The 23121-nt window shown below is 67.0% G+C and carries 18 protein-coding genes and 1 pseudogene; 9 read left to right on the top strand and 10 right to left on the bottom strand.

Translation table 11 applies throughout. The annotated features are described in order from the left end of the window. Nucleotides 1–83: 83 nt before the first annotated feature. On the bottom strand, nucleotides 84–1085 hold the full coding sequence (locus tag ACN27D_RS28455; protein ID WP_358173743.1) for a TRADD-N-associated membrane domain-containing protein: 1002 nt from the start codon (nucleotides 1083–1085) through the stop codon (nucleotides 84–86). A 1213-nt stretch (nucleotides 1086–2298) separates the two neighbouring features. Here ACN27D_RS28455 and ACN27D_RS28450 point away from each other — a divergent pair. Continuing rightward, entirely contained in the window at nucleotides 2299–2616 is a 318-nt protein-coding gene (locus ACN27D_RS28450; protein ID WP_358173745.1) for a hypothetical protein, read from the top strand. Nucleotides 2617–2781: 165 nt separating this feature from the next. On the opposite strand, the gene ACN27D_RS28445 is transcribed toward ACN27D_RS28450, so the two are convergent. Together ACN27D_RS28445 and ACN27D_RS28440 are read right to left on the bottom strand one after the other, a co-directional pair. Then, nucleotides 2782–4380, bottom strand: coding sequence for a restriction endonuclease (locus ACN27D_RS28445; protein ID WP_358173748.1), 1599 nt, complete (start codon nucleotides 4378–4380; stop codon nucleotides 2782–2784). A 526-nt stretch (nucleotides 4381–4906) separates the two neighbouring features. Beyond that, a complete protein-coding gene (locus ACN27D_RS28440; RefSeq protein WP_421500458.1) occupies nucleotides 4907–5245 on the bottom strand; it encodes a DDE-type integrase/transposase/recombinase in 339 nt (112 codons plus the stop codon). A 134-nt stretch (nucleotides 5246–5379) separates the two neighbouring features. Between ACN27D_RS28440 and ACN27D_RS28435 the strand changes: the two are divergent. After that, nucleotides 5380–5509: pseudogene (locus ACN27D_RS28435) on the top strand (site-specific integrase); the annotation flags it as partial. 972 nt (nucleotides 5510–6481) lie between these two features. Beyond that, a complete protein-coding gene (locus tag ACN27D_RS28430) occupies nucleotides 6482–8779 on the top strand; it encodes a hypothetical protein (protein WP_421500457.1) in 2298 nt (765 codons plus the stop codon). Between the two features lie 109 nt (nucleotides 8780–8888). Here ACN27D_RS28430 and ACN27D_RS28425 read toward each other — a convergent pair whose 3' ends face one another. Next, nucleotides 8889–10478, bottom strand: a complete 1590-nt coding sequence (locus ACN27D_RS28425; RefSeq protein WP_421500456.1) for a hypothetical protein — start codon at nucleotides 10476–10478, stop codon at nucleotides 8889–8891. 110 nt (nucleotides 10479–10588) lie between these two features. Continuing rightward, nucleotides 10589–11272: a hypothetical protein gene (locus tag ACN27D_RS28420; protein ID WP_421500455.1), complete on the bottom strand. Its 684-nt coding sequence runs from the start codon at nucleotides 11270–11272 to the stop codon at nucleotides 10589–10591. 491 nt (nucleotides 11273–11763) lie between these two features. Between ACN27D_RS28420 and ACN27D_RS28415 the strand changes: the two genes are divergently transcribed. Continuing rightward, nucleotides 11764–12153: a hypothetical protein gene (locus ACN27D_RS28415; RefSeq protein WP_421500454.1), complete on the top strand. Its 390-nt coding sequence runs from the start codon at nucleotides 11764–11766 to the stop codon at nucleotides 12151–12153. Between the two features lie 95 nt (nucleotides 12154–12248). Here ACN27D_RS28415 and ACN27D_RS28410 read toward each other — a convergent pair whose 3' ends face one another. Further along, on the bottom strand, nucleotides 12249–13181 hold the full coding sequence (locus tag ACN27D_RS28410) for a hypothetical protein (RefSeq protein ID WP_421500453.1): 933 nt from the start codon (nucleotides 13179–13181) through the stop codon (nucleotides 12249–12251). A gap of 405 nt (nucleotides 13182–13586) precedes the next feature. Between ACN27D_RS28410 and ACN27D_RS28405 the strand changes: the two genes are divergently transcribed. Then, nucleotides 13587–14447 carry a hypothetical protein gene (locus ACN27D_RS28405; protein WP_421500452.1) on the top strand — a complete coding sequence of 287 codons (861 nt, stop codon included), beginning with the start codon at nucleotides 13587–13589 and terminating at the stop codon, nucleotides 14445–14447. A gap of 234 nt (nucleotides 14448–14681) precedes the next feature. On the opposite strand, the gene ACN27D_RS28400 is transcribed toward ACN27D_RS28405, so the two are convergent. Continuing rightward, a complete protein-coding gene (locus tag ACN27D_RS28400) occupies nucleotides 14682–16139 on the bottom strand; it encodes an HNH endonuclease (protein WP_421500451.1) in 1458 nt (485 codons plus the stop codon). Nucleotides 16140–16204: 65 nt separating this feature from the next. Between ACN27D_RS28400 and ACN27D_RS28395 the strand changes: the two genes are divergently transcribed. The 4 genes from ACN27D_RS28395 (at nucleotide 16205) to ACN27D_RS28380 (ending at nucleotide 19516) form a co-directional block, all read left to right on the top strand. Then, complete coding sequence (locus ACN27D_RS28395; protein ID WP_421500450.1) at nucleotides 16205–17008, top strand: hypothetical protein; 804 nt, start codon at nucleotides 16205–16207, stop codon at nucleotides 17006–17008. A 79-nt stretch (nucleotides 17009–17087) separates the two neighbouring features. Then, the gene (locus ACN27D_RS28390) at nucleotides 17088–18062 is read left to right on the top strand and encodes a DUF4268 domain-containing protein (protein WP_421500449.1); all 975 of its coding nucleotides are present in this window, start codon (nucleotides 17088–17090) and stop codon (nucleotides 18060–18062) included. Nucleotides 18063–18104: 42 nt separating this feature from the next. Further along, the gene (locus ACN27D_RS28385; protein ID WP_421500448.1) at nucleotides 18105–18446 is read left to right on the top strand and encodes a hypothetical protein; all 342 of its coding nucleotides are present in this window, start codon (nucleotides 18105–18107) and stop codon (nucleotides 18444–18446) included. Between the two features lie 314 nt (nucleotides 18447–18760). Next, the gene (locus ACN27D_RS28380; RefSeq protein ID WP_151013934.1) at nucleotides 18761–19516 is read left to right on the top strand and encodes a formylglycine-generating enzyme family protein; all 756 of its coding nucleotides are present in this window, start codon (nucleotides 18761–18763) and stop codon (nucleotides 19514–19516) included. 398 nt (nucleotides 19517–19914) lie between these two features. On the opposite strand, the gene ACN27D_RS28375 is transcribed toward ACN27D_RS28380, so the two are convergent. The 3 genes from ACN27D_RS28375 to ACN27D_RS28365 are packed head-to-tail and all read right to left on the bottom strand — an operon-like array spanning nucleotide 19915 to nucleotide 23089. Beyond that, entirely contained in the window at nucleotides 19915–21459 is a 1545-nt protein-coding gene (locus tag ACN27D_RS28375) for a long-chain-fatty-acid--CoA ligase (protein ID WP_421500447.1), read from the bottom strand. After that, on the bottom strand, nucleotides 21456–21920 hold the full coding sequence (locus ACN27D_RS28370) for a MaoC family dehydratase (RefSeq protein WP_013477301.1): 465 nt from the start codon (nucleotides 21918–21920) through the stop codon (nucleotides 21456–21458). The genes ACN27D_RS28375 and ACN27D_RS28370 overlap by 4 nt, the downstream gene beginning before the upstream one ends. Next, complete coding sequence (locus tag ACN27D_RS28365; RefSeq protein WP_262015100.1) at nucleotides 21917–23089, bottom strand: acyl-CoA dehydrogenase family protein; 1173 nt, start codon at nucleotides 23087–23089, stop codon at nucleotides 21917–21919. The genes ACN27D_RS28370 and ACN27D_RS28365 overlap by 4 nt, the downstream gene beginning before the upstream one ends. Between the last annotated feature and the right edge of the window lie 32 nt (nucleotides 23090–23121).

Below are 23121 nucleotides of genomic sequence, written 5' to 3'. Positions count from 1 at the left end.
AATTGCACTCATCGATTAAGAGCTGCCTGCATCGTCGGCACAAGATCGGGCGTGTCGATTACAGAAACGCGTTCGTTCGGTTATCATTCCCGCTCATGTTCTACAGGAACACCAGAAATGCCGCGAATTATCTCAAGAAATCCGGAGTCACGGTTTTCCGTCGAGAGCGAGGCCGCCAGGCGCTCTGCAACCAAATACCTGGAGAACTCAAGCGGCTGAAGGAAGTAGGCACGAAGATGCGAGGCTGCGTTCTCTTGAGATCGCAGAAATGTATTTCCTATATATCCGCCCAGAAGCGCAGCAACAGCACCCAAAGAACCCATTATTAAGCGCCCTGCTGTCGACGTCGGCAGCAGCATCAGCACTACGGCCAGCGCCAGAATTGCAAAGCCAGCCGTCATGGCAAATTGAGCATTCCGGAAACTTGTATCAGCCTGCCTGGTAGCCAACTCGTGATAGTAGTCCAAACGTCGATGAGTCAGTGCCCACAACGACACTAGGTCCAGCTCGGCACTGGTCTTATGTTCCACCAGCGCATCCTCGGCCTTCCTGACCTCCTTCTTCGCCTTCGCAAGCAAGAGTCGGTCCCGGACCATCCGTCGGGCCCTGAGGCGTTCTTGGAACAGGAAGAACAGCCCGAGATAGAGCACGGCGGCGGCGTATACCCCCGCAACGATGGCGGCCATATTCCTGAACTGCGACTCATAGTAGTAAGCCGATGGATTAATCGTTTTAGCCAGCACATATGTAGCGAATCCAACGACAATCCCGCCGGGTACCACCAGGCCTCCGACGTAGTAAGAGATTCTGATGAGCCGGCGTCTCTCTGCCGAGTCTAGCCATGCAGTATCACTCTCTAGCCGGTTGGCTATTTCTTGTAGGTGGTCATCTGCGGAGTCGGAGACTGAGGCAGGTTGCTCTCCTTGCGGAGAAAATTCCACCGCTGCAACTTCATCCGCCACATCGGCCTGTACACCATCTGTCGGCTGCTGCTGCTCCGGGAATGCTCGCGAAGGGCCGCGTACGCTTGACCCGAATTGCTTCTCCGGTCTTTCGCTACCGGACGTCTGATCGGTAGAACCCATCGTCACAGTTTGGCAGAGATACACCCTCGGTCCGACCACCTGATCGGACAGTCCAAGCTGGCCTCGAAGGGTGACCGTGGCCTGATCATGTTGTGCCCGACTCCCCTCACTTCGCGTCTAGCCATCCCGTCGGCCTTCGTCCGCACACTTGTGGAGTTGGTGGGGCCTGCCCGGTCAAGGTGAAGCACCCCACCGTCTGAACGACCTTGACCGAGCAGGCCCCACCAACTCGGCTCTGCCCGGACGGAGGTTGTTGGGATGGCGCCAACCATCCTGGAGCGCCTGAGCGCCCCGCCGGAGGCACACGTTGGTCGTTGCCATCGATATCAAAGCTCCGGATCTGCCATCACTCATAGCGGCCCGGACTTCTTCGTATGTCGCGCCGCCGGCGGGCTGCAAACCGTTCAGGGTGCGCCCGTACGCCTGCGCTAAGGGCGCGGCCCCCCGATCGGCGGCCCGTTGGGTCGGCCCCTGGTCGGCGGCGCGAGCGGCCTGCGAAGCGGGCCGCCTTGATCTCGTACAGAAAGTTCTCACATGAGCCCTCGTCGCGCGTTGTCCGACTCCGGATGATGCGTTACACGGTGGCTTCACTTGATGGGTGATATTCGGCCGAGTGCTGGTGGAGTTGCGGCAACTTCGCGCCGACGATGGTCAACCGGCCGGGCCACCACCAATCACCACCGGCCCCATCCACGCCGGCGCCCCAATTGAAGTCGAACGGCTGGTCAACGCCCACCGGACTGATCAGCCTCGCCGGTCGACAACGCCCCCGTCGGCTACCACTTCGCCGGCAGGCGCGTCACCGTCCGACTCGACCGCGACCTCATGCAGATCACCACGGACGGCATCCTGCTACGCAGCCTGCCCAACCCCCTCACCCCGGCCGAGACCGCCCGCGTCCGCGACGCCCGCCCCGCCGGACCCCCACCCATCCCGGCGTCCGAACCGGTGCGGGTCGAACCCGCGTCAGCTGCCGAGGAACCCTGGTCGTCGCCGGCCAACGCATCCACGTCGACATCGCCCACGCCGGAGCAATCCTCACCGTCGAAGCCGCCGACACCACCTTCCGCATCCACGACGGCGACCAACTCCTCACCGAAGTGCCCCGCACCACCACCAAGCCCATCGCACGATTCACGGTCCGCAAACCCGAACCTCCACGCCGACCCCGCGATAATGCGGCGAGCGAAACAGTCAATCCCGAGGAGAAGCCGTGACGATCACAGACGAGGTCCGAGAGTTCTGCCGACACGGCCCGCTGCCCTCAGAGCAGGACGACTCAGAGCATGCCGACGCCGACCTCGAAAACCGGGAGCAGCTCCTACACGCCATCACCCCACCCGTCACCAACGAAGAGGCCCGGCTTCTCACGACATGCTTCGGAGACGACAACTGCTTCGGACTAGCCTGGACCCTACTGCACCTCGTAGAGTCTGCCCCCAACCCACCGGTGACGTCTGAGCCAACCGAAGGCTCCAACCCATGGATCATGAGGCTGTGGATCCGCTACCAAAACAGTCTCGCGGGTTGAGCCCCGAGGCGAAGTCAAGCAAAGGCACGTGATCGTCTAGCCGGACGTGTCACCCAAAATCTGACACCAATGCGTCACGCATCAAAGTGGAGCCCGACAACCCTCGTCGCGCGTGTCAGCCAGTTGCGTCGTGGACATGCCGCCCCCAATTGCGCAAACGCTTATCTACCCGGCTGGTCCGGGCCGGCCAGTCTGGTTGTTATCGGACGCGCGGATCCTAGTCGGCGGACTTGTGCCCGGGATTACATCAAATCCCAAGTGCTCCTTGATTAGATGTTTCAACTCGGCACCGTTGATCAGAGTGATTCGGTTCCGCTGCGCGAACTGTTCGCTGGTCCTACTAAACCACGACGTAGTTACGAGTACACCGGTGGTGGCATTGTGATCAGTCATCACGCCCGTGAGCGCGTGCACAGCGTCAAGCCCAACAAGCTTGGTCCACCTCTTGGCCTGTATCAGGCAAACCCCGCCGAAGAACAAGTTCCTACTCGTTGCGACGGCGTCGACGCCCCCGTCTTTCGACGGAACCGTCCGCCAAGCCTCTGCCCCCATCGCCGCAAACAGGTCTTTGACTAAATGCTCGAATTCAGTTGGCGACAGTTTCAACAGGTTCCGTCGAGAGTCGAGTCCGGCCAGTTCATCCGCAGCGTCGACGAATCTGAATCTTCTGAGATCAAAAGCGATAAACGGTTCGACCGCTTCCAGGTCAAACGGGTTGGGCGACACCAACGCGTTGAGGTACTTGAGACACGCAGCCGGATCCACTTCGGCCAAGTTCAGTTCGGCGAATGCGGATCGTTCAGCTTCGACGCTGATGAGGTGCGGGCGAACTTTCTTACCAGTGGCTCTGTCGGTGGTGCTGACGCGACCGTTAAATACCACAGCCTCGACGACCTCGGTCGGCGTGCTGCGGAAAATCTCATGTAGCGTCCTGAGCGCCATAGACGCGATGAGTCGCGCGTACCGTTGCTTGACCTCTGTTACCGGCCTGGGCACAGGATCCACTGAATCGCGGCTCTTTATGTAACGATACTCTCGAACGTTCGGCACCACCTGCTGCGCCGGCAACTCGAACTCAACAACCACGTCTCGGTTTTCGGGCCGGTACGCAACCTGCCACTTACGTGGAAAGCTTTTCGGATATACAGAAGCCCGAAGCACCTTATCTACAAACCACTCGACAGCTTCGGCTTCCCCCAAAACGAACCCTTGTCGACGAGCCTCCAGATTGTTGTTGTACAGATCAGCACCGGCGCGCGCCTCTGCTACCTTTCGATGATGCTCAGCTTGGGCCGCCGCTAGCTTGCGCAAACGTTCACCCTCGGCCCGCTGAAAGTCGGCGATTGCAGTTTCGAATGAACGTCGCGCTTGGGCGAGGTTTCGGTGGTACTGGCTCATTCCGCCGAAAAATCGTCCAAGCCCTCGGGGCTCCACAGGGGCGTACTGCTGCCATATCGGTTCAGCAAGAGGGGTTGCCAACGGTCCTGGCTGAAAAGTCGGCGGTTCAAACTTCGCCTCAAGTCCGGCAAAAGACAATGTCGGGCGATTTAATACATTCACAAGCACTTTCTCAAGTAGATCGATTTCCTTGGCCAACGCTGCGGTTCTCGTCTCAGCCAGGCGCTGCTGCTTCGCGACATGCTCCGCCTGTCGAGCCTTCTGCTGCTCTCTGGACTGACGGGCAACTTCCCGTGCCAGCCGGTCAGCCTCTCGCCGTTCCGCCGCCAACTGGCGCGCCTCACCTGAGCGACCACCTTGAGCCACGCGACACCTCCGCCCACTACGATAACTGTCGATCCGACTACTCTAGGTATCGACTGTCCGTCTTGGAAGAAGGACCGACCTAGCGCCGGAGTTCCACGAGCCCTAGGCTCTCGACATGGTAGGAACCGTCGAGCGGGCGGCCAGGCTGGCTGGCTGGCTGGCTGGCTGGCTGAGCAACATCTCGCACCTGCGTTTACCTCGGCGTTGGCAGCAGCCCGTTTGAAGTGACCCCTATCGGCCGGACACCTTGATGTCTGTCGGGGACTCTCGGTGGATCTTCTCGTAGGTGTCGGGGCTGAGTTACCCAGCCGGCTGTGCCGTCGGCGAGGGTTGTAGAAGCCTTCGATCTAGGAGAAGACCTCCATTTCCAGTTCGTGTCGGCTGGGCCAGGCTCGGGTGTAGACCAGTTCGGTCTTGAGGTGGCGAAGAACGTTTCGGCCATGGCGTTGTCGTAGCAGTCGGCGACTGAACCCATGGAGGCGAGGATGCAGCAGGAGCGCAGGGTGCGGCCGCACTCGAACGACGTTTACTGCGTTCCCCGATCCGAGTGATGAATGAGCTGGTCACGGGCCGGTCGGCGATGCTGGATGGCCATGCCGACCGCGTCGAGGATGAGCTCGGTGCGCAGGTGATCGGCCATCGCCCATCCGACAACACGGCGCGAGTAGGCGTCGAACAGGACGGCGAGGCAGAGGAAGCCTTCCCAGGCGCGCAGGTAGGAGATATCGGCAACCCAGAGCCGGTTCGGGGCAGTTGCGTGGAACTGCCGCCGCACCAGATCCGGTGCGGTCGCCGTGGACGCGGCCTTGCGGCGGGGCCTGCCGCGCCGCCGCCGGTGAGCACCCTCGATCTCTGCCAGCCACATCAACCGAGCTACCGCCTTGCGGCTCCAGCGGTGACCGCGCTCGCGCAGCTCAGCGGTAAGCCGGCAGGCGCCATAGACGCCGCGGTGCTCCGACCACGTCTGACAGGCGATCTCGACGCGGTGCTGGTCGTGGCGTCCATCCCCGGATCGCGATGGCGATCCTGCGCCACGCGGACTTCTCGATCACGATGGAGATCTACAGCCAGGTCCCATCGAAGGCGACGGGAGGCCCTGCGGAAACTCGGCCAGAGCCTCGATCAATGAGCCGTTGCTGCACTTCGGTGCTGTACAAGATCAGAAATGGCCACCCGGAAGATTCCGAATGGCCTCTGACCTGCGTCGGGACGGCCGGATTCGAACCGACGACCCCTTGTAACGGACAGTAGCCGAAGTGGGCTTGTCATTACTTGCCTGAGGTGGTCGTTGAGCTGCAAGGACGTCGCTAACGCCTCACCGGCTCTTATCACTCTTCGCCAACAATTGGCTTGGGTTTTCGGGGGGTAAACGGGGGGTCGAAGGTTGAGCGTCCGCCACGTCTGACCGTCTATCAACCGGTCCTGCCAGCTTTATAGATCGTGTACCGACCGGACTTGCGGCAGCCCGTCCTCGGTCAACACGATCGTCACCGGAACCTCACGAGGTGACGATCGCTCGGTCGTCTCGCGCAAGCTGCGGTGCGCGGGACATTCGCACGATGGCTGCAGCGGGTCAGGGCACCCGACGAGGGCAGACATCAGCCGCTGGACCCCGTCGACGTCGACCGGCCACGACCAGTCCATGTCCCACGGCTCCTCCCACGGCGGGTGGAAGCAATCGTGATCAAAGCGCACCAGAAGACCAGCACCACACTCCGGGCAGGCCACCACCCTGCTCCAGCGATAGTTGACCTGGTGCCCCGAGGCACCGTGCGGGACACCCCAACTGCTGATGAGCACAACCGTGCGCTGATCCGCCCGACACACGACACAGATGCCCATGGATGCCCTCCCCTGCCGAACACCCGCAACCACACCGTAGAGATCGACGACAACCCACGGGACGGGCAGAGGGAACGAGCGCTGCGAGGGTCTAGATGAGGCGCGCTCGGACCGGCACAGCGAGATAGCTGACACGTCCCCTAAAGCGTCCTAGGACTTTGGTCTCGGCGTCCGAGCCTCGGCTACGCCCTCTTCGACCAGCAGGGACGAAGCGACCCACCCACTGAGCCATTGCTCAGGTCTCTGGCATGATCCGCTGATGCCTGCCGAGCAAGATCAGATCGCCTACCAGCCCCAGGTGGGGATGGTCGTCATCCCGCGCGGGAACACATCCTCCCGAGCCGGTATCGCGGTCTTCGACGACTCCGTGGCAGCGCTGCGCCGCTTCGTGTTCGACAACCTAACGCGTGCCGATCAGATCGTCGAGGCCCGCAACCGGCACGACGAGATAGAACTGCGGCTTCCCGTGGTGCTCGGTCTGGTGCCTCGCCCGGACAACACCTACAACCGTAAGGCGATCTCGGCAGCCGCACCGCCGGGCGGTGGCGGCTCGGTCGTCGACCGGCACATGGGTTTCCTGTACGACAGCACCCTGCACTGGGTGGGCGAGAGCCTGCATCGGCTCGCGGCGACCGCCACGCCACATGCCATCGGCTGCCACGGCTGGATCGACGTGTCCCGGATCGGCGATGACGACTGGGAGGATGAGCAGGAGGATGAGAGGGCGTGGCAGCCCAGCCGCCACACCCCTTTTTCCTCGGAGGAGGAGCGCCGCTTCGGGTACCGCATCGGCCGTGTCCGCCTGGACCTGCCGGACGCTGGCGCGCTGCGCCTGCTCGTCGACAGGTTCCAGCAGGTGACGGCACCGACGGTGGATGCCCCCGTCGACGACGTCCGCTCGGGCTTGACCGCCAAGTTTGCTCGCCTGCTCGGCGGTGCCTTCGCCGCCCGGGTGGCCACGGGACGCTGGGGCGCCCCGACGCCGCGGAGCCGGGAGCAGGACCGGCGGGACGCCGCGGCGTCGGATGACTTGCGGGCCTGGGCGGACTACCGGCAGATCCCGCACCCGTACGAGGGAGTTCGCGCCATCAGCCGGTCCGCTTGGGGCTTCGAGCGGATCGTTGTCACCGACCGATCAGGCCTTGAGATCGGTCGGTACGAGCTGCCCGGGGGTCCCCTTACGCTGATCGACGAACGCGCCCGGCCCGACGCCGTGGTGGCCCTGCGTGAGCACGGCGTAGACGTGTCGCTTCCCGACGACTTCGCCGAACTCGGCGAGTTCCCGGACGCGATCGTCACGACGGACCGGTTCCGCGACGACCCACAGGATCGGCAGCACATCTGGTCCATCCGGTTGGTGCGCGACGGCGTCGACCTCGACGAACTACCGGAGGCGGGCATGTACGACCCGCAATCCGACGTCCTGACCGTCTACGCCCGCCCCCACCGCACCCCAATGACCACGCTGCTCAAACGGCACGACGTCCATCCCGGGCAGGTGCGCTGGGCGGCGCCGTCGACCATCACCATCGGCCGGAACCGACGGGCCGCTGCCTTCCTGGCATCAGGGGTCGGACCGTTTCGTCCCGTCGTCCGCGACAACTCGATCTACCCGCTGGGAGACGGACCGATCGTCGACGATCTGGCGGTCGTCCCCGCGTCGTGCAGCCTGACGGCGCGGGCCACCGATCTTGTGCCGGAGCCACACCGGGTCTGGCTGAACGTACGAGCAAAGCACGAACCCGCACCCAATGTCGCTGCCTTCACGCTGCAGTTGCAGCGCAAGACCCTCAGCGACCTGTTCCGCACCAATGACATCGACGACAACATCCGCCCGTGTCGCCTCTGCGGCACGTCGGCGCACAGCACCCGGTCCGGGCTCGCGTACTGCTTCGACTGCTGCATCCTCGCCGGTAGGGGCGTGCTTCGCGACAACGGCACCGACGGACCATGGACCGACGCGACGATCTGGGCGCTGCGCCAGCTCGCGGAGATCGAGTTCTCCGGTCCGCCATCGCAGGAGCAACTTTCCCGCATCGCCCTGACCGACCCCGCCCGCGCCGACGAGGCGATGCTCTGCCGGTTCCTCATCCCCCGCACCTACGCCCTCACCGCCCGCCCCGGCCGCAAGCAACGCACCTGGACGGACTGGCTCACGGTCGCCGGGCTGCTCACCGACGCCTCCCGGCCGGCACGCGGCATCCTCTCCGTCGCGGCGGACGGGCACCTGTGCCGGTCGATGTTCGAGCGGCACATCGACGACTTCTTGCACCACCATGGCATCGCGCACGACGTGGAGCCGCATTACCCGAGGCACCATCTGCTCAACACCACCGGCCTGCGTGCGGACTGGCTTCTGAGCGACGGGACGTACGTCGAGGCCCTCGGCATGCTGCAGGAGGACGACTACGCCGCCAAGGTCCAGCGCAAGACCGAGCTCGCCGACCTCTCGGGCATCCGGCTGGTCACGGTCCGGCCACCGGATCTGAATCGCCTACCTGAGATCTTCGCCGACTGGATCTCGGGACTTGCGCCAGGCGAAACCGCGCGATCGTAGCGATCATCGTGCTCATTCGGGCCGACGAGCGGCGAAGGGGACGACGGCTAGGGTGTTGCGCCCTTGCCAACGTCGAGATTGCTGAGAACCTTCGGCGTGTGGCGCTCAGTCACTCGACAGGGTTGCTATCCGCGATCCAACCGGCGAGCTGCCGGCTGGTCTCGTCTCCGAGCATCACCGCCGCTCGGTCCGCCAATGCGAGCAGTTCCACGCGCTCTGCCTCGGTGACCCGCAACTCCGGCAGAGGAGAACGGCGCCAGGTCGTGCTCGCCGCGTCCCTGGCGAGGCGGGTCGCATCGGACTTGCCCCGTTCGGCCAAGCGCCTATCCCTGTCAGCGGCCAGGATCAACGCCGCCCGCAGCTCCACGCCGACGCCACGACCACGCAGGAGTTTGTAGCCGGCGCGCCGCAGTTCCACCCGGCCGTCCCGGAGCAACTCCCACGGCAGGGCCGGCGGCAACGCGCCGGCAACCGGGCGCAGCGCCAGCGTCACCTCCCGCACCACCGCCGGCGACGGATCCCGCACCAACGGCACCAACTCCCCCACCACGACCGCGTCCAGCAACCGCAAACTTCGTACTGCGTGGGCCCGGACCTTCGGCTTCTCGTGGCCGAGCAGGCGAAGCAACCGCGGGGCGTCCGCCACCGAGCCGGTCTCGGCCAACCCGGCGATCGCGCCCACGACCGGCTCATCGACGTCAACGCCTGCGCGGTAGTGCTCCCGCGCGTCCCGACCGAGACGGCGGGCCGCGTCGCGGGCCACGGCCCGCACCAACGGCGCGTCGTCGTCAAGGTGTCCGGCGACGTCGGCGTCCCGACCGGCCCGAACCAGCCCGGTCAACGCCACAACCCGCACCTCCGCCCGAGCCGAGCGAGCCAGCCGACGAAGGACGTCGTGCCAGCGGGTCCAGACCGCGTCGCGGCACGCCGCTTCCGCCGCCCGCGCTCGCACCCACACGTCCGGATCCGACTCGGCCAAGGTCACCAGCTCCGGCGTACGCAGCCCACCGCGCGCCAGCACGGTATCGAAGACGAAGCGCCGCTCCCGGCGACCAGCCGAGGCGAGCAGGCCACGCCACGACTGCTCCGTCGCCGCTAGCACCGCCACCCGCGCCTGGGCGACCGCGAAGCCGGCGCGAGCGCGGGCCTCGATGCGCAGCGCCGTCGGCAAGATTGCAGGCAGGTAGACATCAGCGTCGTCGGCGAGCAGCAGCGCGATTCCGGCCCGTGCCCGATCCCGCACCGGGGCCACCCAGTCGGCGGTACGCAACACCAGAAACGGCATCGCCTCCGTGTATGGGCGGGCGATCATCGCCGCGACCGCCCGCTCCCGGACTCGCCCATCGCCATGCATGCTCGCCATCGCCGTCGTCACCGGCCCCGACGGCGGCGCAGAAGCCCGTTCCGCGATCCGCCGCCACGAGGGTTGTCGGTGCCGGCCGTACCACGGGGCCGAGCGCGCGTGCTCGTCGAGCCGAACCACCAGCCCGGGCGCAGCGGTCACCAGCGCCAACGCCGATCGCGCCGCCACCTCATCGCCATGAGCATCGACCTCAAGCAGCACGTCGACCAACCGGTCCAACGCCTCCCATCCACCGGCCCCGGCGTGCTCGACCACAACTCGCACCACCGGAAGCAGCCCATCCTCCTCCACCGGCAAAGCTAAGAGGACCCGGCCGTCACGTCTTCCCCAGATCACCCCGACATCCTGCCCCGCCACTCATGGCGATGAACCCGGTTTTCCGGGCCGACGTCGAGGCTGACCAGGCCCGGCCACCCCTGAACCGCCCGTCTCGTGAACCGCCGATCTCAACGATGGTTCTCTACCCGGGCGAGATCGGTCACGGCTGCCACACGCTCCCACTGCGCCACTCCGCCGGGGAGCATCCAGGCCCTGCTGGTTTTCGCCCGAAGCTGCGGTGCCACGAGATCGTCGGCGAACCGCCCTCGCTCAGCCACCAGCGCGTCGGCGGCGCCCGGCGTGCCCTTGGAGATCTCACGCTCGATGTGCGCGGTGGTCTCGGCATGACGGCGAACCGACCAGGCGTGGCACCGTTGCACCTCGTCGGCGTCGACGACCGCCGTCAGGGTCATCAGGGGTGGCTCGACCACCTCGGCCAGGCAGGCGGCCAGCCGATCATGACCGTCGAGAAGAAGGTACGAGTCGAGGCTGCTCACCCACCACAACAGGATCGGCGGCAGCGTGCCGCTGCGGACCTGCTTGCGGTAGCTCTTCACCCGCGCGTCGTCGGCCCGGGACATCGGACGCATGGCCAGGACGAGGCCACTGCCGCCGTGAACGTACCAGTCGAGCTGCCCCGCATCGTCGTCAACCAGCAGCTCGGACCACCGCTCGGCGGTCCCGGCAGGTTTCCGGACCGACGCGGCTGCCTCCACGTACCGCAGGTTCGGTGCGCTGGGCTGCAACAACCACCGGCCCGGATACAGCGGCCCCACCCCGCTGGCGGTGAGCAGATCGGCGAACCGGTACACCCACCGCAAACCACGATCCTCTGCCGGGCCCCCGCCGATGCGCCGCGCATCCGCCGACCGCACCGGCGGCAAGATCGGGTCGTAGCCCGGCAGCCGCCCGGTAGTCGACGTGGTAGTGGCTCGCGTCGAGGCGAGCGAGGAACACCACCGTCGGCCCCTGCCGGATCTGCAGACGCCCACCCCCGGTCACCTCCACCACGATCCCGGGACACCGGGGCGCGGCGGTGACGTCGAGGAGCAGGCCCTGCCAGCGGTCGCCCCGCACCAGATCCTCACGACGGGCACGGAGACCGCCTGTCCCGGACCGCGATTCCTCAACCACCATGACATCGTCCTACCCGACCACGAGCCTGATCACGAGCAAGTTTCGGAATGTTCGTTCTCGCCCGGTGAAGCTGAGTACGCCGACTCATGCTCGGCCGGGTTGAGCCGTCCACGCTGGCTGCATGACGTCTGAAGCGATCGGTACCGGTCGGCGAGGTGGCCCGATCGTGGGATTCCTGGTCCTGGTCTGGGTGTGCGGGTTGATCGCGGCGGCCATGTGGTGGGCGGGCATCGGCCTGGAGCAGTGGAGCGTCAGTTACGGCGACCAGCCCGGCGAGTTCGCGGACCTTCGACATCGGGCGAGCCGGGCCTTGATGGTCGCCGCGTCGGTGGCGATGGCCGGACCGGCCGTCATCGCGCTCGTCGCGTACCGGCTGCGGCTGGTCCGGACCGCGGTCGTCTTCCTGGTGCTGGCCGTCGTGATCGCCGTGCCCGGCGGACCGGTTGCCGTGCTTGCCGGCCGGGACCTCGCTCCGGCTCCGGCAGCGACGACGCCCGGCCCGCCGGGGCATTGCGTGGAACACAGCGGCGGTGACACCCGCTGCCCGGGCGGATGACCGCAGCGGCTTCGTCGGACTGTCGTGCCATGATGCCGCTCACCTCAAGGCAATGACCACCTGGCTCCAAGACGAACGATCCGGATTTCTCTCGCTCATACCGCGTACGAGCGTCGCCCCTCGGGTGGGAGTCCAGCTGGCAGCGGGCGTCGGCCTTCCGCTCGGATAAGGGCGGTGAGGTGGCGCCCTGCTTGAAGGGTGTTGATTGGTTGTCCGGCGAGGCGGCGGAGCAGCGAGTCGAGGGTGTAGTGGGCCAGGACGTGGTAGCGGGCCAGGTAAATGGCGGCTGCGGTGACTGGATGGCCGCAGACGGGTGCAAGTAGTGCGTAGGTCAGGACTTGGTCGATCAGGGCGTCGAAGGCGCGGGCGTCGTCGAGGTGTCCCGTCTTGAGTTCGACAGTGGTGGTGCCGGCGAGGAAGTCGACGATCCGGAGTCCGTCCAGCAGGTTCAGGGAAGCGGTGACAGGCCCGTAGCCACGCAGCGTGTCGCGGAAGCCGCTGGTGTAGCTGGCCCAGAAGGCCGCGAAGGCAGGGCGCGCGGCGTGTGTTGCGGTCGCGTACGTGGTGATGGTCCGTCGGTCGCGGACCGCGGCGTGAATCGCCTGGCCGATTGGGTCGGGTGCGGCCTGACCGAGTGCGTGTACTGCCCGGTCTAGGTCGGGCAAGAGGTTGCCGACGGTGAAGAGTCGAGCGCCGGGGATGTGATCGGTTGTTTTGCGCCACGGCCCGTCCGCGGCGCAGGTGGTGGGTGTGTAGCCGGCGGCGGTGAGTAGGCGTCGGCGTCCGGCCTCGGGGAGTTTGGCGATCAGGTACGGGTATGGCGGGTCGTCGCACAGGTCGAGAGCGAGCGTTCTCTCCAGCGCCTGACCGAATCGGTCGGGGTTCGGAGGGTAGGCGTGGATGGGGGCAGGGGCGCGGTCGATGCGTCGTTGCAGATCGGCGATGAGCCAGCTCCGGTGTGGGAACTGCCGGGCGAGCCATCGCCTCGACTCTGGTCCCCTACCAGGGCCAATAGCGTGCGAGGTCATCAGTGAGCGTTCCTTTCCGGGTGAGGGCCTGCCTGGATGTCGCCGCGCTCTTTACGGGTTGAGGCGACGCCAACGGGTCAAGCGACGCGCTGCGAAGGAGTGCATGAACAGGCAGCCGTCCGTCGGCGACTGCAGCGAAGGGATTGAAGAGCGGCCGCGGGGCGGGGTCTCAGCCCGTCGACCTCGGGGGCCGGGTCCTCGGGCTCCGCATCACAGAGCGGCCAGCAGCGGGCTTCGCCAGCCGTACGAGGCTGGCTGCACGGCGGCTGATGCTGTCGCCTTGGTAAAGCGAGGTGCCATTGGCATCAATGGGATAGTGACGTAAGGTATCGCTCTAATTCCCTTGAGTCAACTTCCGGCCATTCCGCGACCTCGGGTCTGCCGGACGATCGAGGTGGCCGTGACATGGACACCAGCAGGCACAACCCTGGTTGCGCGACAGCTCAAGGACATCTTTGCCGCTGCACCGAGTGCGGCGGCTCCCAGCACGGTGTGCAGGGATGGCTCGACCACGTCGACTATGACCACGCGAGCCGTCGCAGGAGACGGGAGAACTTCGAGAGCAAACTGACCTGGACGCCGCATCAGCCGCGGAGCTTGCAGCAGACCCGCGTCAACCGGGAAATCACCACGGACCTGGCCCGCTTGGACGTCGCGGACTGGCTTGCCACCCCGCCGCCCCCGCACACCGGATTCGTGGACGGCGAGCCCTACCCGTCGCCCGCCGAGCAGGTGACCGCACTTGCCGAAGAGATGACTCGCGGCGCATGGCGCGAGATCGTGGCGGAGCTTGACCGCGCCGCTCCAGACGCCACCGCCGTCAAGCGCGATCTCACCCACCACGGCTGGTGCGACCTCTTCATCGCCATGGCGGAGGTGATCGAGGTGACCCGGCACGGTTTCGACAGCATCCCCGGCAAGGTCAAAGACATGATCCTGCGCTCACCGCTACAAGCGGACCGACCGACCGTCACCGAGGCGGTCGTCTCTCTCATCGTCGACAAGGCATGGCACGGGCTCCAAATCGCAGCGTTCTCAGGTGTTCCGTTGCTCGACCTCATCTCCAACGACGAAGCCCTGCGCGCCCTCCGGATTCTCGCCGTGTTCATCTGCCCCGCACCAGCACAGCACCCCGCAGTACGGCAACTCGCTCTGAAGCCACTCGGAGAAGATGTCACCAAGATCGTCACCGATCAGACCAAGGCCCGGCTTGCCGAGCTGTTTACCGACTGGCGACCCGATGGCGCCGCACCACCGAGCGTGTAGCTGCGCCCCGAGGCGCACAACCGCGCCTTACCGGCGCCCGCGCTAGAAAGCCAACCGGGCGTCGTTTGTCAGACGCGTCAACTGGCGACGAAGGCCGCCGGTCTGCCCTCATTGACGAGGGGATCTGCCGGCTCAGGCACCGACTACCGGAATTGGCCCCGACGCGAACGTGCCCCTCGTAAGTACCGCCCTGCGTTCGACCGCACCGTCCGGATCGGTCGGCTGCGGAAATCGTCACTCAACGCCGTGGTCGCGGCGGTGCGCCGCCAACGCCCGCTGGTCCGGCCGGTGCGCGGGATCCGCCGTCGGCGGCAGTTCGACCCCGGCGAACTCGCCGTAGTGGTCGAGCCCTTCTGCAACCTGGACCCGGTATGAGTCGTCGATCCAGAGCAGCCCTTGGTCGAAGAGGTTGTGTAGGTCTGCTCGGAGTAGAAGGCCGTTGGAAACTCGGTTGGTGGCTGGTCCGTCGTACGGCTTGATGTGCGCGGCCTGCAGCGCCGCCTCCACGCTGCAACCGCTGATCGCACAGCGGCCCTTGTACGCCTCGATGAGCCGGCGACGGAAGTCGGCCTGCCCCTGTCGGGCCGTCACCTGTGCCAGCCGCCGACGGCGGCCCTCCGGCAGTCCCTCGGGTTCGGGCGCCCGGGCCTCGTCCAGAATCTTGGCCAGGCGGTCCGACTCTACCGGCTGGACGGCGCGAACGCCCTGCACGACCTTCTCCAATACGTCTGTCCCCGCTACGCCGCGTCTGAGCAGGAAACGGGTCAGCGGCACCTCCCAGCGGATCTCCAGCCGCCACTCCGAACCGTCGCCGTCGGCGCGGAGGTACGGGTCAGCCCAGGCGGTCCCAGCGGCCACGATCCGCCGGTATGGGGTGCTGGCGTAGACCCAGATGCGGTCCCCGGCCCGGATCTGATGGAAGCAGGAGGAGAGGTGCCAGTCGTCATATGCGCCGTCGGCTGGCAGGCTCCCAAACATCTCCGGCACGTCTTGGTCGTAGCCCCACATCTCGGTCCGGTCGCTTACCGGATAGATCCACTCGGCGTCCGGGCGCGCGCGGCCCAGCACCTCGTCGACAAGCCGAGGGCTATGCCCGGCGCCCTGCATGGTCCGCGCGGTGAGGAGAGCGGAGGTCAGGTGCCGGACTGCGGCAGCGAAGCGCTCGTCGGCGAGCGCCGCAACCAACTGGTCGTACGGACCGCACACCCGCGCCTGGTCCGGTCCCGCGTCCCGGTAGTCCGACCGCTCCTCGGTGAGACCCGGAAACTCCCGGGCCAGGGCTCGGCCGGTCGGCCAGTGCCGGCGGAGCACGGACCGCCGGACAACGACGAACCCCTCGGCTACGTCCTGGTTCTCCGGATCGAGCGGTTGGTGCAGAACGAACGTCTCCAGCGTTCGCATGCACACCGCGGACAGCCGACGCGGGCTGCTCTTGGTGTTCGGCAGGCAGGAAAGGGTCCAGTACTCCCGCTCCGTGCCGGCCGGGTTGGGCACCGCGACGTCCAGGTACGCCCGGTTCGCCTCGACCACGGCGGAGTAGTAACCGCTCTCGCTCAGCCGCTCGAACTGGTTTTTGCCGTTGGCCACCATATGCTTCGCCGACTCCTCGTCCCGGCCTTGAGGCCGACGACCCGAGCGCCCCCAAGTGGGCGATGAAGGAATGGTGATGCTAGTAAATGCGCTGACGAGCACGCTGCCACCGGAGAAGGTCGGGGGTCAGAACGGGACCAACAGCCGATGTGGGACGGCCCGCCCGGGTGGCTGTCGTCACCCAAGCGCTCCTCTCGGTGGCCGCCGGGGAGGTTGGCACGGCTTATTGGACGGAATCAGGCTGGGAACTGATGGAGACTCCGCCGAGTAAACAGGAAGCAGGCGCCACGGTGGTCCCGATCGAGGTCGCCGGTCGGCCGGTGAACGACCCGCTTGGCGTCTTCGTCGGCTACTGCAAGCGGCATGCCCACACGGTCCGCGCCTACGACTGGCTGGCCGGCACGCACCCCGTGCTGACGCCGAAGCTCATCAAGGTAACTCGCGCACCGTACATGGGCAGCAGAATGAGTCGGGAGCAGGAGCGCCACCTGCTCCGGTTGAGCGAGACCGCGCCCTGGGACGACGTCCCGCTCAACGCCCACCTCCGCGACGCCGACCCGATGCTCAACGACGGTCGCTACGACAGTGCGCTTCGGCTGTACCAGCACTTTTTCCAGGATCGTCCGCGAGGGCTCGGGCACGCGAAGGTGAGCAAGGCCTTACACCTGGTGCGGCCTGGCCTGTTCCTCATCCTCGACAGCGCACTGCTGCGGCGGTACCGGCGGGCCGCCGAGGTCGCGGCACGTGAACTGCAGCAGGCAGGCAGCAGGCACGCACCACCGCGGCGGGCCTACTGGGCGGCATACCGCACGGATCTGCTACAGGCCGCCGAGGGCCTCGCGTTGTTGCGGGGCGCGGCACGCGACCACGGCGATCCGCTGGTCGCCGAGGCGGCGGATCGCCTGTCGGACGTACGCCTGCTGGACATCCTCGCTTGGATGCCGGACCGAAGGACTTCAGCGGCCTCGTGACCGTCGACCCTGCGACACCAGCACCAATAGGGTGGTCATGGGGCGTCAGGACCGGCCTCTGAGCGATACGGTCGCCGATATGACCTCTGTGGATTCCGGCGAGGGACTGCCCACGCTCGGCAAGCTCGAACTACTCGACGTTCGGCAAGTCTGGAAGCACGAGGCGCACACGTTCACGCCTTGGTTGCTGGTGAACGCGGACGTGCTCGGCGATCTGCTGGGCATGGACCTGGCGCTGTCGTCAGCGGAACATCCAGTGGGCGGATTCTCGCTGGACCTGATCGGCGTCGATGAGGCGACGAACGAAACGGTGATCATCGAAAACCAGCTGACGAGGACAGACCACGGCCACCTGGGTCAGTTGCTGACTTACGCCGGTGGAACGGACCCGGTCAACGTGGTGTGGATCGCGACCGAATTTCGCGAGGAGCATCGGGCCGCGTTGGACTGGCTCAACACCCGTACGGACGAGAACACGCGGTTCTTCGGTATTGAGATCAGTGCAGTACGGATCGGCGAGTCGATGCCGGCGCCCCTCATGCGCCTAGTTGTGCAGCCGAACGACTGGGGCAAGAAGGTCAAGGCGATCGCCAAGGGTGACACCACGGCAAGCGAACGAGCATTGGCCTACCAGGAGTTCTGGACGAGGTTCCTTGAGGCGGTCCATGACCGCAAGCTCGGGTGGACGACGTCGACCAAGGGCTCGCCGCAGAACTGGCAGTCCCTGCCCGCCGGCATGAACGGCATGTCGTACACGTGCACGTTCGGCCGATCCGGCCTGTCGAGCGAGATCTTCTTTCAGGACCCCGATCCTGCGGTCAACGACGCGCGTTTCGCCGCCGCCCGCGCGAAGTTGGAGCCGACTTTCGGAAACACCCTGTCGTACGAACCACTACAGGCCAGGAAGGGCTGCCGCATCGCGGAGTACCGCAAGGGTGACATCAACAACGGGGACGACTGGCCCGAGTACATAACCTGGTTCATCGATGCTCAGACCCGCCTTCGTTTGGCGATAGCCGAAGCCGGTGGCCTGGCCCCGCTCATCACTCCCTAGCGGTGCACCATCCTCGGTGAGGGGAAGCGGCGAGGAGGCGGCATGCCACTGCACGAGATCAACGACGGACACCTGCGGCGGCACGACGCAGCCCGGTTCACCACCCTCGGGCTGTACGAACGCAAGGACCTGCAACGGCTCCTCCCGGAACGACATCGCCGTGCTCACCCCGACCTTCTGGTCGTGGCCGAGGAGTTCGGCAACTGGAAGGACACCCGGTGCCGGGTTGGCCTGCTCGCCGTAGACAAGGCCGGGCATCTCGTGGTCATCGAGCTCAAGCGCACGGACGACGGCGGCACGTGGGAACGAGAAGATTTGAACCCAGAAGAACCTCTTGTCGAGCCTCGTTCAAGGCTTGTCATTGCTTGCCAAAACCCCTTGTAACGGAAAGTAGCCGAAGTCGGCTTGTCATTACTTGCCTGAGATAGTCGTTGAGCTGCAAGGACGCTGCTAGGACCTCACCGGCTCTCGTCACTCTTCGCCAACATTTGGCCCGGGTTTTCGGGGGGTAAACGGGGGGCGAAGGTTGAACGTCCGCCACGTCTGACCGTCTATCCACCGGTCTTGCCAGCTTTATAGCCAGGCCCATCCAGGGGCTCTGCCAGCTTCGGCCTTAAGCATCGACAGCAGTTGGTCTGTGCGCGAGCTGCGGGGCATCGGGAGACTTCCGGACGGCTTGGCTGCTAGCGTTCGCCGCCATGTGGACCGAGGAGATCGTGGCCGGGCGACCGGCGTGGCGGCACATCCCGTCGGGAGTCGTGTTCCGGGAGGTTCCCGGCGGCGCGTTCCGGATGGGCCTGTCCGAGGCGGAGCTCGACGCGGTACGCGCCATCGAACGCAGCGGCGGTGTCGAGGACACCATCGACCCGTTCCTTGCCAGCGCCACAGACGCACAACCGGTCCGCGAGGTGCGCGTCGAGTCGTTCCTGCTCGCCCGGCACCCGCTGACCGTGGCGCAGGTCCGGTACTGGCTGCCCGAGTACGAAGACGACTACGCCGAGGCGGACACCGGCACGGCTCGGCTCGAAGGCGACCTGGAGGGCCTGCTCGAGCTGTTGCCGTTCGACCTGCCCAGCGAGGCGCAGTGGGAATACGCAGCCCGGGCCGGCACCACCACGCTGACCTTCCACGGTGACGGGAAACCCGACGAGGGCCAACTCCTCGACGACTTCGGCGACGAGACGCGGACGGCCGCCGGCGAGAACGCGTTCGGGCTGGTGGCGATGGGCTCGGCGAACGAGCTCTGCGCCGACGTATGGATCCCCGGGTTCGACGGCGCGCCGTCAGACGCGCGACCGCGGACCGGAGACGGGCCCCGGTCCGTACGCGGCGGAGCCGCCGATCTATACCCGTGGCAGGGCTGTGACGAGTGGCTGCTACTGCTCTCCGCCACCCGGTACGAACACGCCGACTTCACGGCCGTACGCCCGGCCGCACCACTGCCACCCCACTGAGGCAGGTGGGCGTGGATCTGTCGCAAGCCAGCGAGCAGGCTCGATGGTCGCCGAGCAGGGATGTCGCACGCCGCCCTTCGGCCTCACCGCTCGCACAGCCCGCCCGGACTTGCGGCAGCCCGTCCTCGGTCAGCACGATCGTCACCCCGGGGGTGTCCGGGAGGAGTGCGCCGGGACCGTCCGGCACGTCCACACGCGGGTCGATCGGCGGGTACACCTCGGATCGAGGTCGGGGTTGGTCATCGGCTCAGTATTCGACGCCACCGCCGGGACCGCCCGCCGAGCACGACGGCGGGCGACGCTCGCCGGCGCGACAGCCGGAGGAAGCGGCCCTCGATGCGCGGTGAGCGCGACGAGGGCCGCGGCCTGGGCGGGTGGCAGTGGACGGCGGGCGGTGGTCAGTCGGGCGGGGCCATCCGGCGACGCAGTTCCCGCTTGAGCACCTTGTGGCTCGGCCCGAGCGGCAGGTCGTCGACATACCGGACCTGCCGCGGGTACTTGTGCCGGCCCAGACGCTCCCGCGACCAGTCGATCATCTCCTGCTCGTCAGGCAGGTCCGGGCCGGCCGGGTCCACCACCACCACCGCGCAGACCTCCTCGCCGTGACGCGGGTCGGGCACCCCGATCACCGCCACCTGGCCGACCGCCGGGTGCCCGGCAAGGACCTCCTCCACCTCGCGTGGGTAGACGTTGAAGCCACCCCGGATGATCATGTCCTTCTTCCGGTCGATGATGGTGATGAACCCGTCGGCGTCCTTGCGTCCCAGGTCACCGCTACGGAACCAGCCATCCACCACCGCCTCCGCGGTCGCCTCGGGCCGCCCCAGGTAACCGGCGAAGACGTTGTGCCCCCGGATGACGATCTCGCCGAGCTCTCCGGTCGGCAGCAGCTCGATTCGCTCGTCCACCTCCGCGCGGGCGATCTCCACCTCCACGCCCCAGACCGGGTGCCCGATGGTCCCGGCGCGGGTGCCGAAGTGCGGCTGGTTGGTGGTGGCGGTGGGTGAGGTCTCGGAGAGCCCGTACCCTTCGAAGACCGTCGTCTGGAAGGCGGCGTGGAACCGTTCCAGCACGGCCACCGGCAGCGACGCCCCGCCGGAGACGCAGAGCCGCAGCCGGGGCAGGTCGTCCCGGTCCCGGGCGGCGTCGAGCAGCGCCACGTACATGGTGGGCACGCCGTGGAAGACGTCCACCCCCTCACGCAGCATCAGGTCGATGGCGGCCGGCCCGGTGAACCGGCTCAGCAGCACCAGCGTCGCGCCGATCCGGAAGGTGCCGTTCATCGCCACCGTCTGGCCGAAGCTGTGGAACAGCGGCAGGCAGCCGAGCACTACGTCCGTCCTGCGCGCGTCGTTGGCGTCGAAGACGTTCACGGTGGCGTTCATGACCAGGTTGAGGTGGGTGAGCACGGCGCCCTTGGGCACCCCGGTGGTGCCGCTGGTGTAGAGCACCACCGCCGGGTCCTCCGCCGACCGGGTGACGTACGACGGCAGCGGTGGCAGCGGGTGGCTCAGCTCCTCCAGGCGGGGCGCGACCGCGCCGGCGGCCGCCGGCCCGACGGTCACCAGCGGCACGCCGGCCGCCGCCGCGGCGGCGGCGCCCAGGGCGAGCTGGGAGCTGTGACACACCAGCAGCTTCGTGCCGCTGTCGGTCAGCACGTGCGCCGCTTCGTCCACGGTCAGCAGCAGGTGCACCGGGACGAGCACCGCGCCGGCGGCGAGGGCCCCGTAGTAGACCCGGGGGAAGTCCACCACGTTCGGGGCCAGCAGGGCCACCTTGTCGCCGGGGCCGACCCCCCGCTCGCGCAGCCCGGCGGCGTAGCTGCGCGCCTCCAGCCACAGCTCGGCGTACGTCACCCGGGTGTCGCCGTCGACCACGGCGACGGTCTCGGCGTGCCGGCGGGCGGACTCGGCCAGCACCATGGCCAGCGACAGCGCGGTCATCGGGCCACGCCCCGCACCAGGCGGCTGACCGTCTCGGCGACGCAGACCGGCTTGCCGCCGGCGTCGCTCTCCACGGCGACCGCGGTGACCACCTGCACGCCGCCGTCCACGGGTGACACCCCGGCCAGGGTCGCGGTGGCGCGGACCGCGCTGCCGACCCGGAGCGGGGCCGGGAAGCGCACCCGGTTGAGGCCGTAGTTGACCCCCATGGCCACCCCCTCGACCCGGTAAAGGCCACCGGCCAGCGCCGGCAGCAGGGACAACGTGAGGTAGCCGTGCGCGATGGTGCCGCCGAACGGGCCGGCCGCGGCCCGTCGCGGGTCGATGTGGATCCACTGGCGGTCGTCGGTGGCGTCGGCGAACCGGTCGACCCGTTGCTGGTCGATCCGGAACCAAGGGCCGGGACCCAGGGTCTCGCCGGTCGCCTCGGCCAACTCCTCGATGGACGCGAAGACCCTCATGCCAGGTGCCCTCCCAGCTTCGTGTAGCCGCGCAGCAGGTCGCGGGAGATGATCAGTCGCTGCATCTCGTCGGTGCCCTCGAAGATCCGGTACAGCCGGACCTGCCGGTACCAGCGCTCGATCGGCAGCTCCCTGGTGTAGCCCATGCCGCCGTGGATCTGCAGGACGCGGTCGACCACCCGATTGACCATGCCCGCGCCGTAAAGCTTCGCCATCGAGGAGGCGTGCCGCGGGTCCATGCCCTGCTCGACGGTCCAGGCGGCGCGCAGGATGAGCCAGCGGGCCGCCTCCAGCTCGGTCTCCGAGTCGGCGATCATCCACTGGATGGCCTGGTTGGTGCCGATCTTCGCGCCGAAGGTCTCCCGGGTGTTGGCGTAGTCGATGGCCATCGACAACGCCCGCTCGGCGATGCCGACGGCGTGCGACGGGATAATGTAACGGCCCTTGCCGATCCATTCCATGCCGAGGCTGAAGCCCTGCCCGGGCTCGCCGAGGATGTTGCGCCCGGGTACCCGGACGTCGTCGAAGACCAGCGAGGCGGGGCCACCCTCGCCCATCGTCTGGATGAACTCCGAGCGCCAGCCCATCGACCGATCCACCAGGAACGCGGTGGCGCCGCCGCGGCGGGCCCCCTTCTCCCGGTCGGTCACCGCGATCACGATGGCGAAGTCGGCGTCGTGACCGCCGGTGATGAAGGTCTTCTCGCCGTTGAGGATCCAGTCGTCGCCGTCACGGCGGGCGCTGAGCTTGATGTTGGCCGCGTCGGAGCCGGCGCCGGGCTCGGTGATCGCGAAGCAGCTGCGCCGCTCCCCCTCGATGGTCGGGACCAGGTACTCACGCTTCTGCTCGTCATTGGCGTGGAACAGGATGTTGTCCGCCTCGCCGCCGAACCGGAACGGCACGAACGAGCGGCCGAGTTCGGTCCAGATCAGGGACTGGGTGACGGCCGGCAGGTCCATGCCGCCGTACTCCTCCGGGGTGGCCAGCCCCCAGAACCCGAACTTGCGCGCCTTGAGCTGCAACTCGCGCAGCTCGCTGTGCTCCAGTCCGGGCCGGTGCGCCCGTTCCCGTCGCAGCAGCTCCTGCTCCAGCGGCATGACCTCCCGGGTGATGAAGTCGCGGGCGGTGTCGCGGATCGCCCGCTCGGTGTCGGAAAGCGCGAAGTCCATGTCCCCTCCGGGTGCTGGTCCGCCGGCGCGCC

The sequence above is a fragment of the Micromonospora sp. WMMD1274 genome, assembly GCF_049179035.1.
GTDB classification, from domain to species: domain Bacteria; phylum Actinomycetota; class Actinomycetes; order Mycobacteriales; family Micromonosporaceae; genus Micromonospora; species Micromonospora tulbaghiae.
The sequence above is the reverse complement of the archived record's forward strand: the minus strand, read 5'-3'. Positions and strand labels throughout refer to the sequence as shown.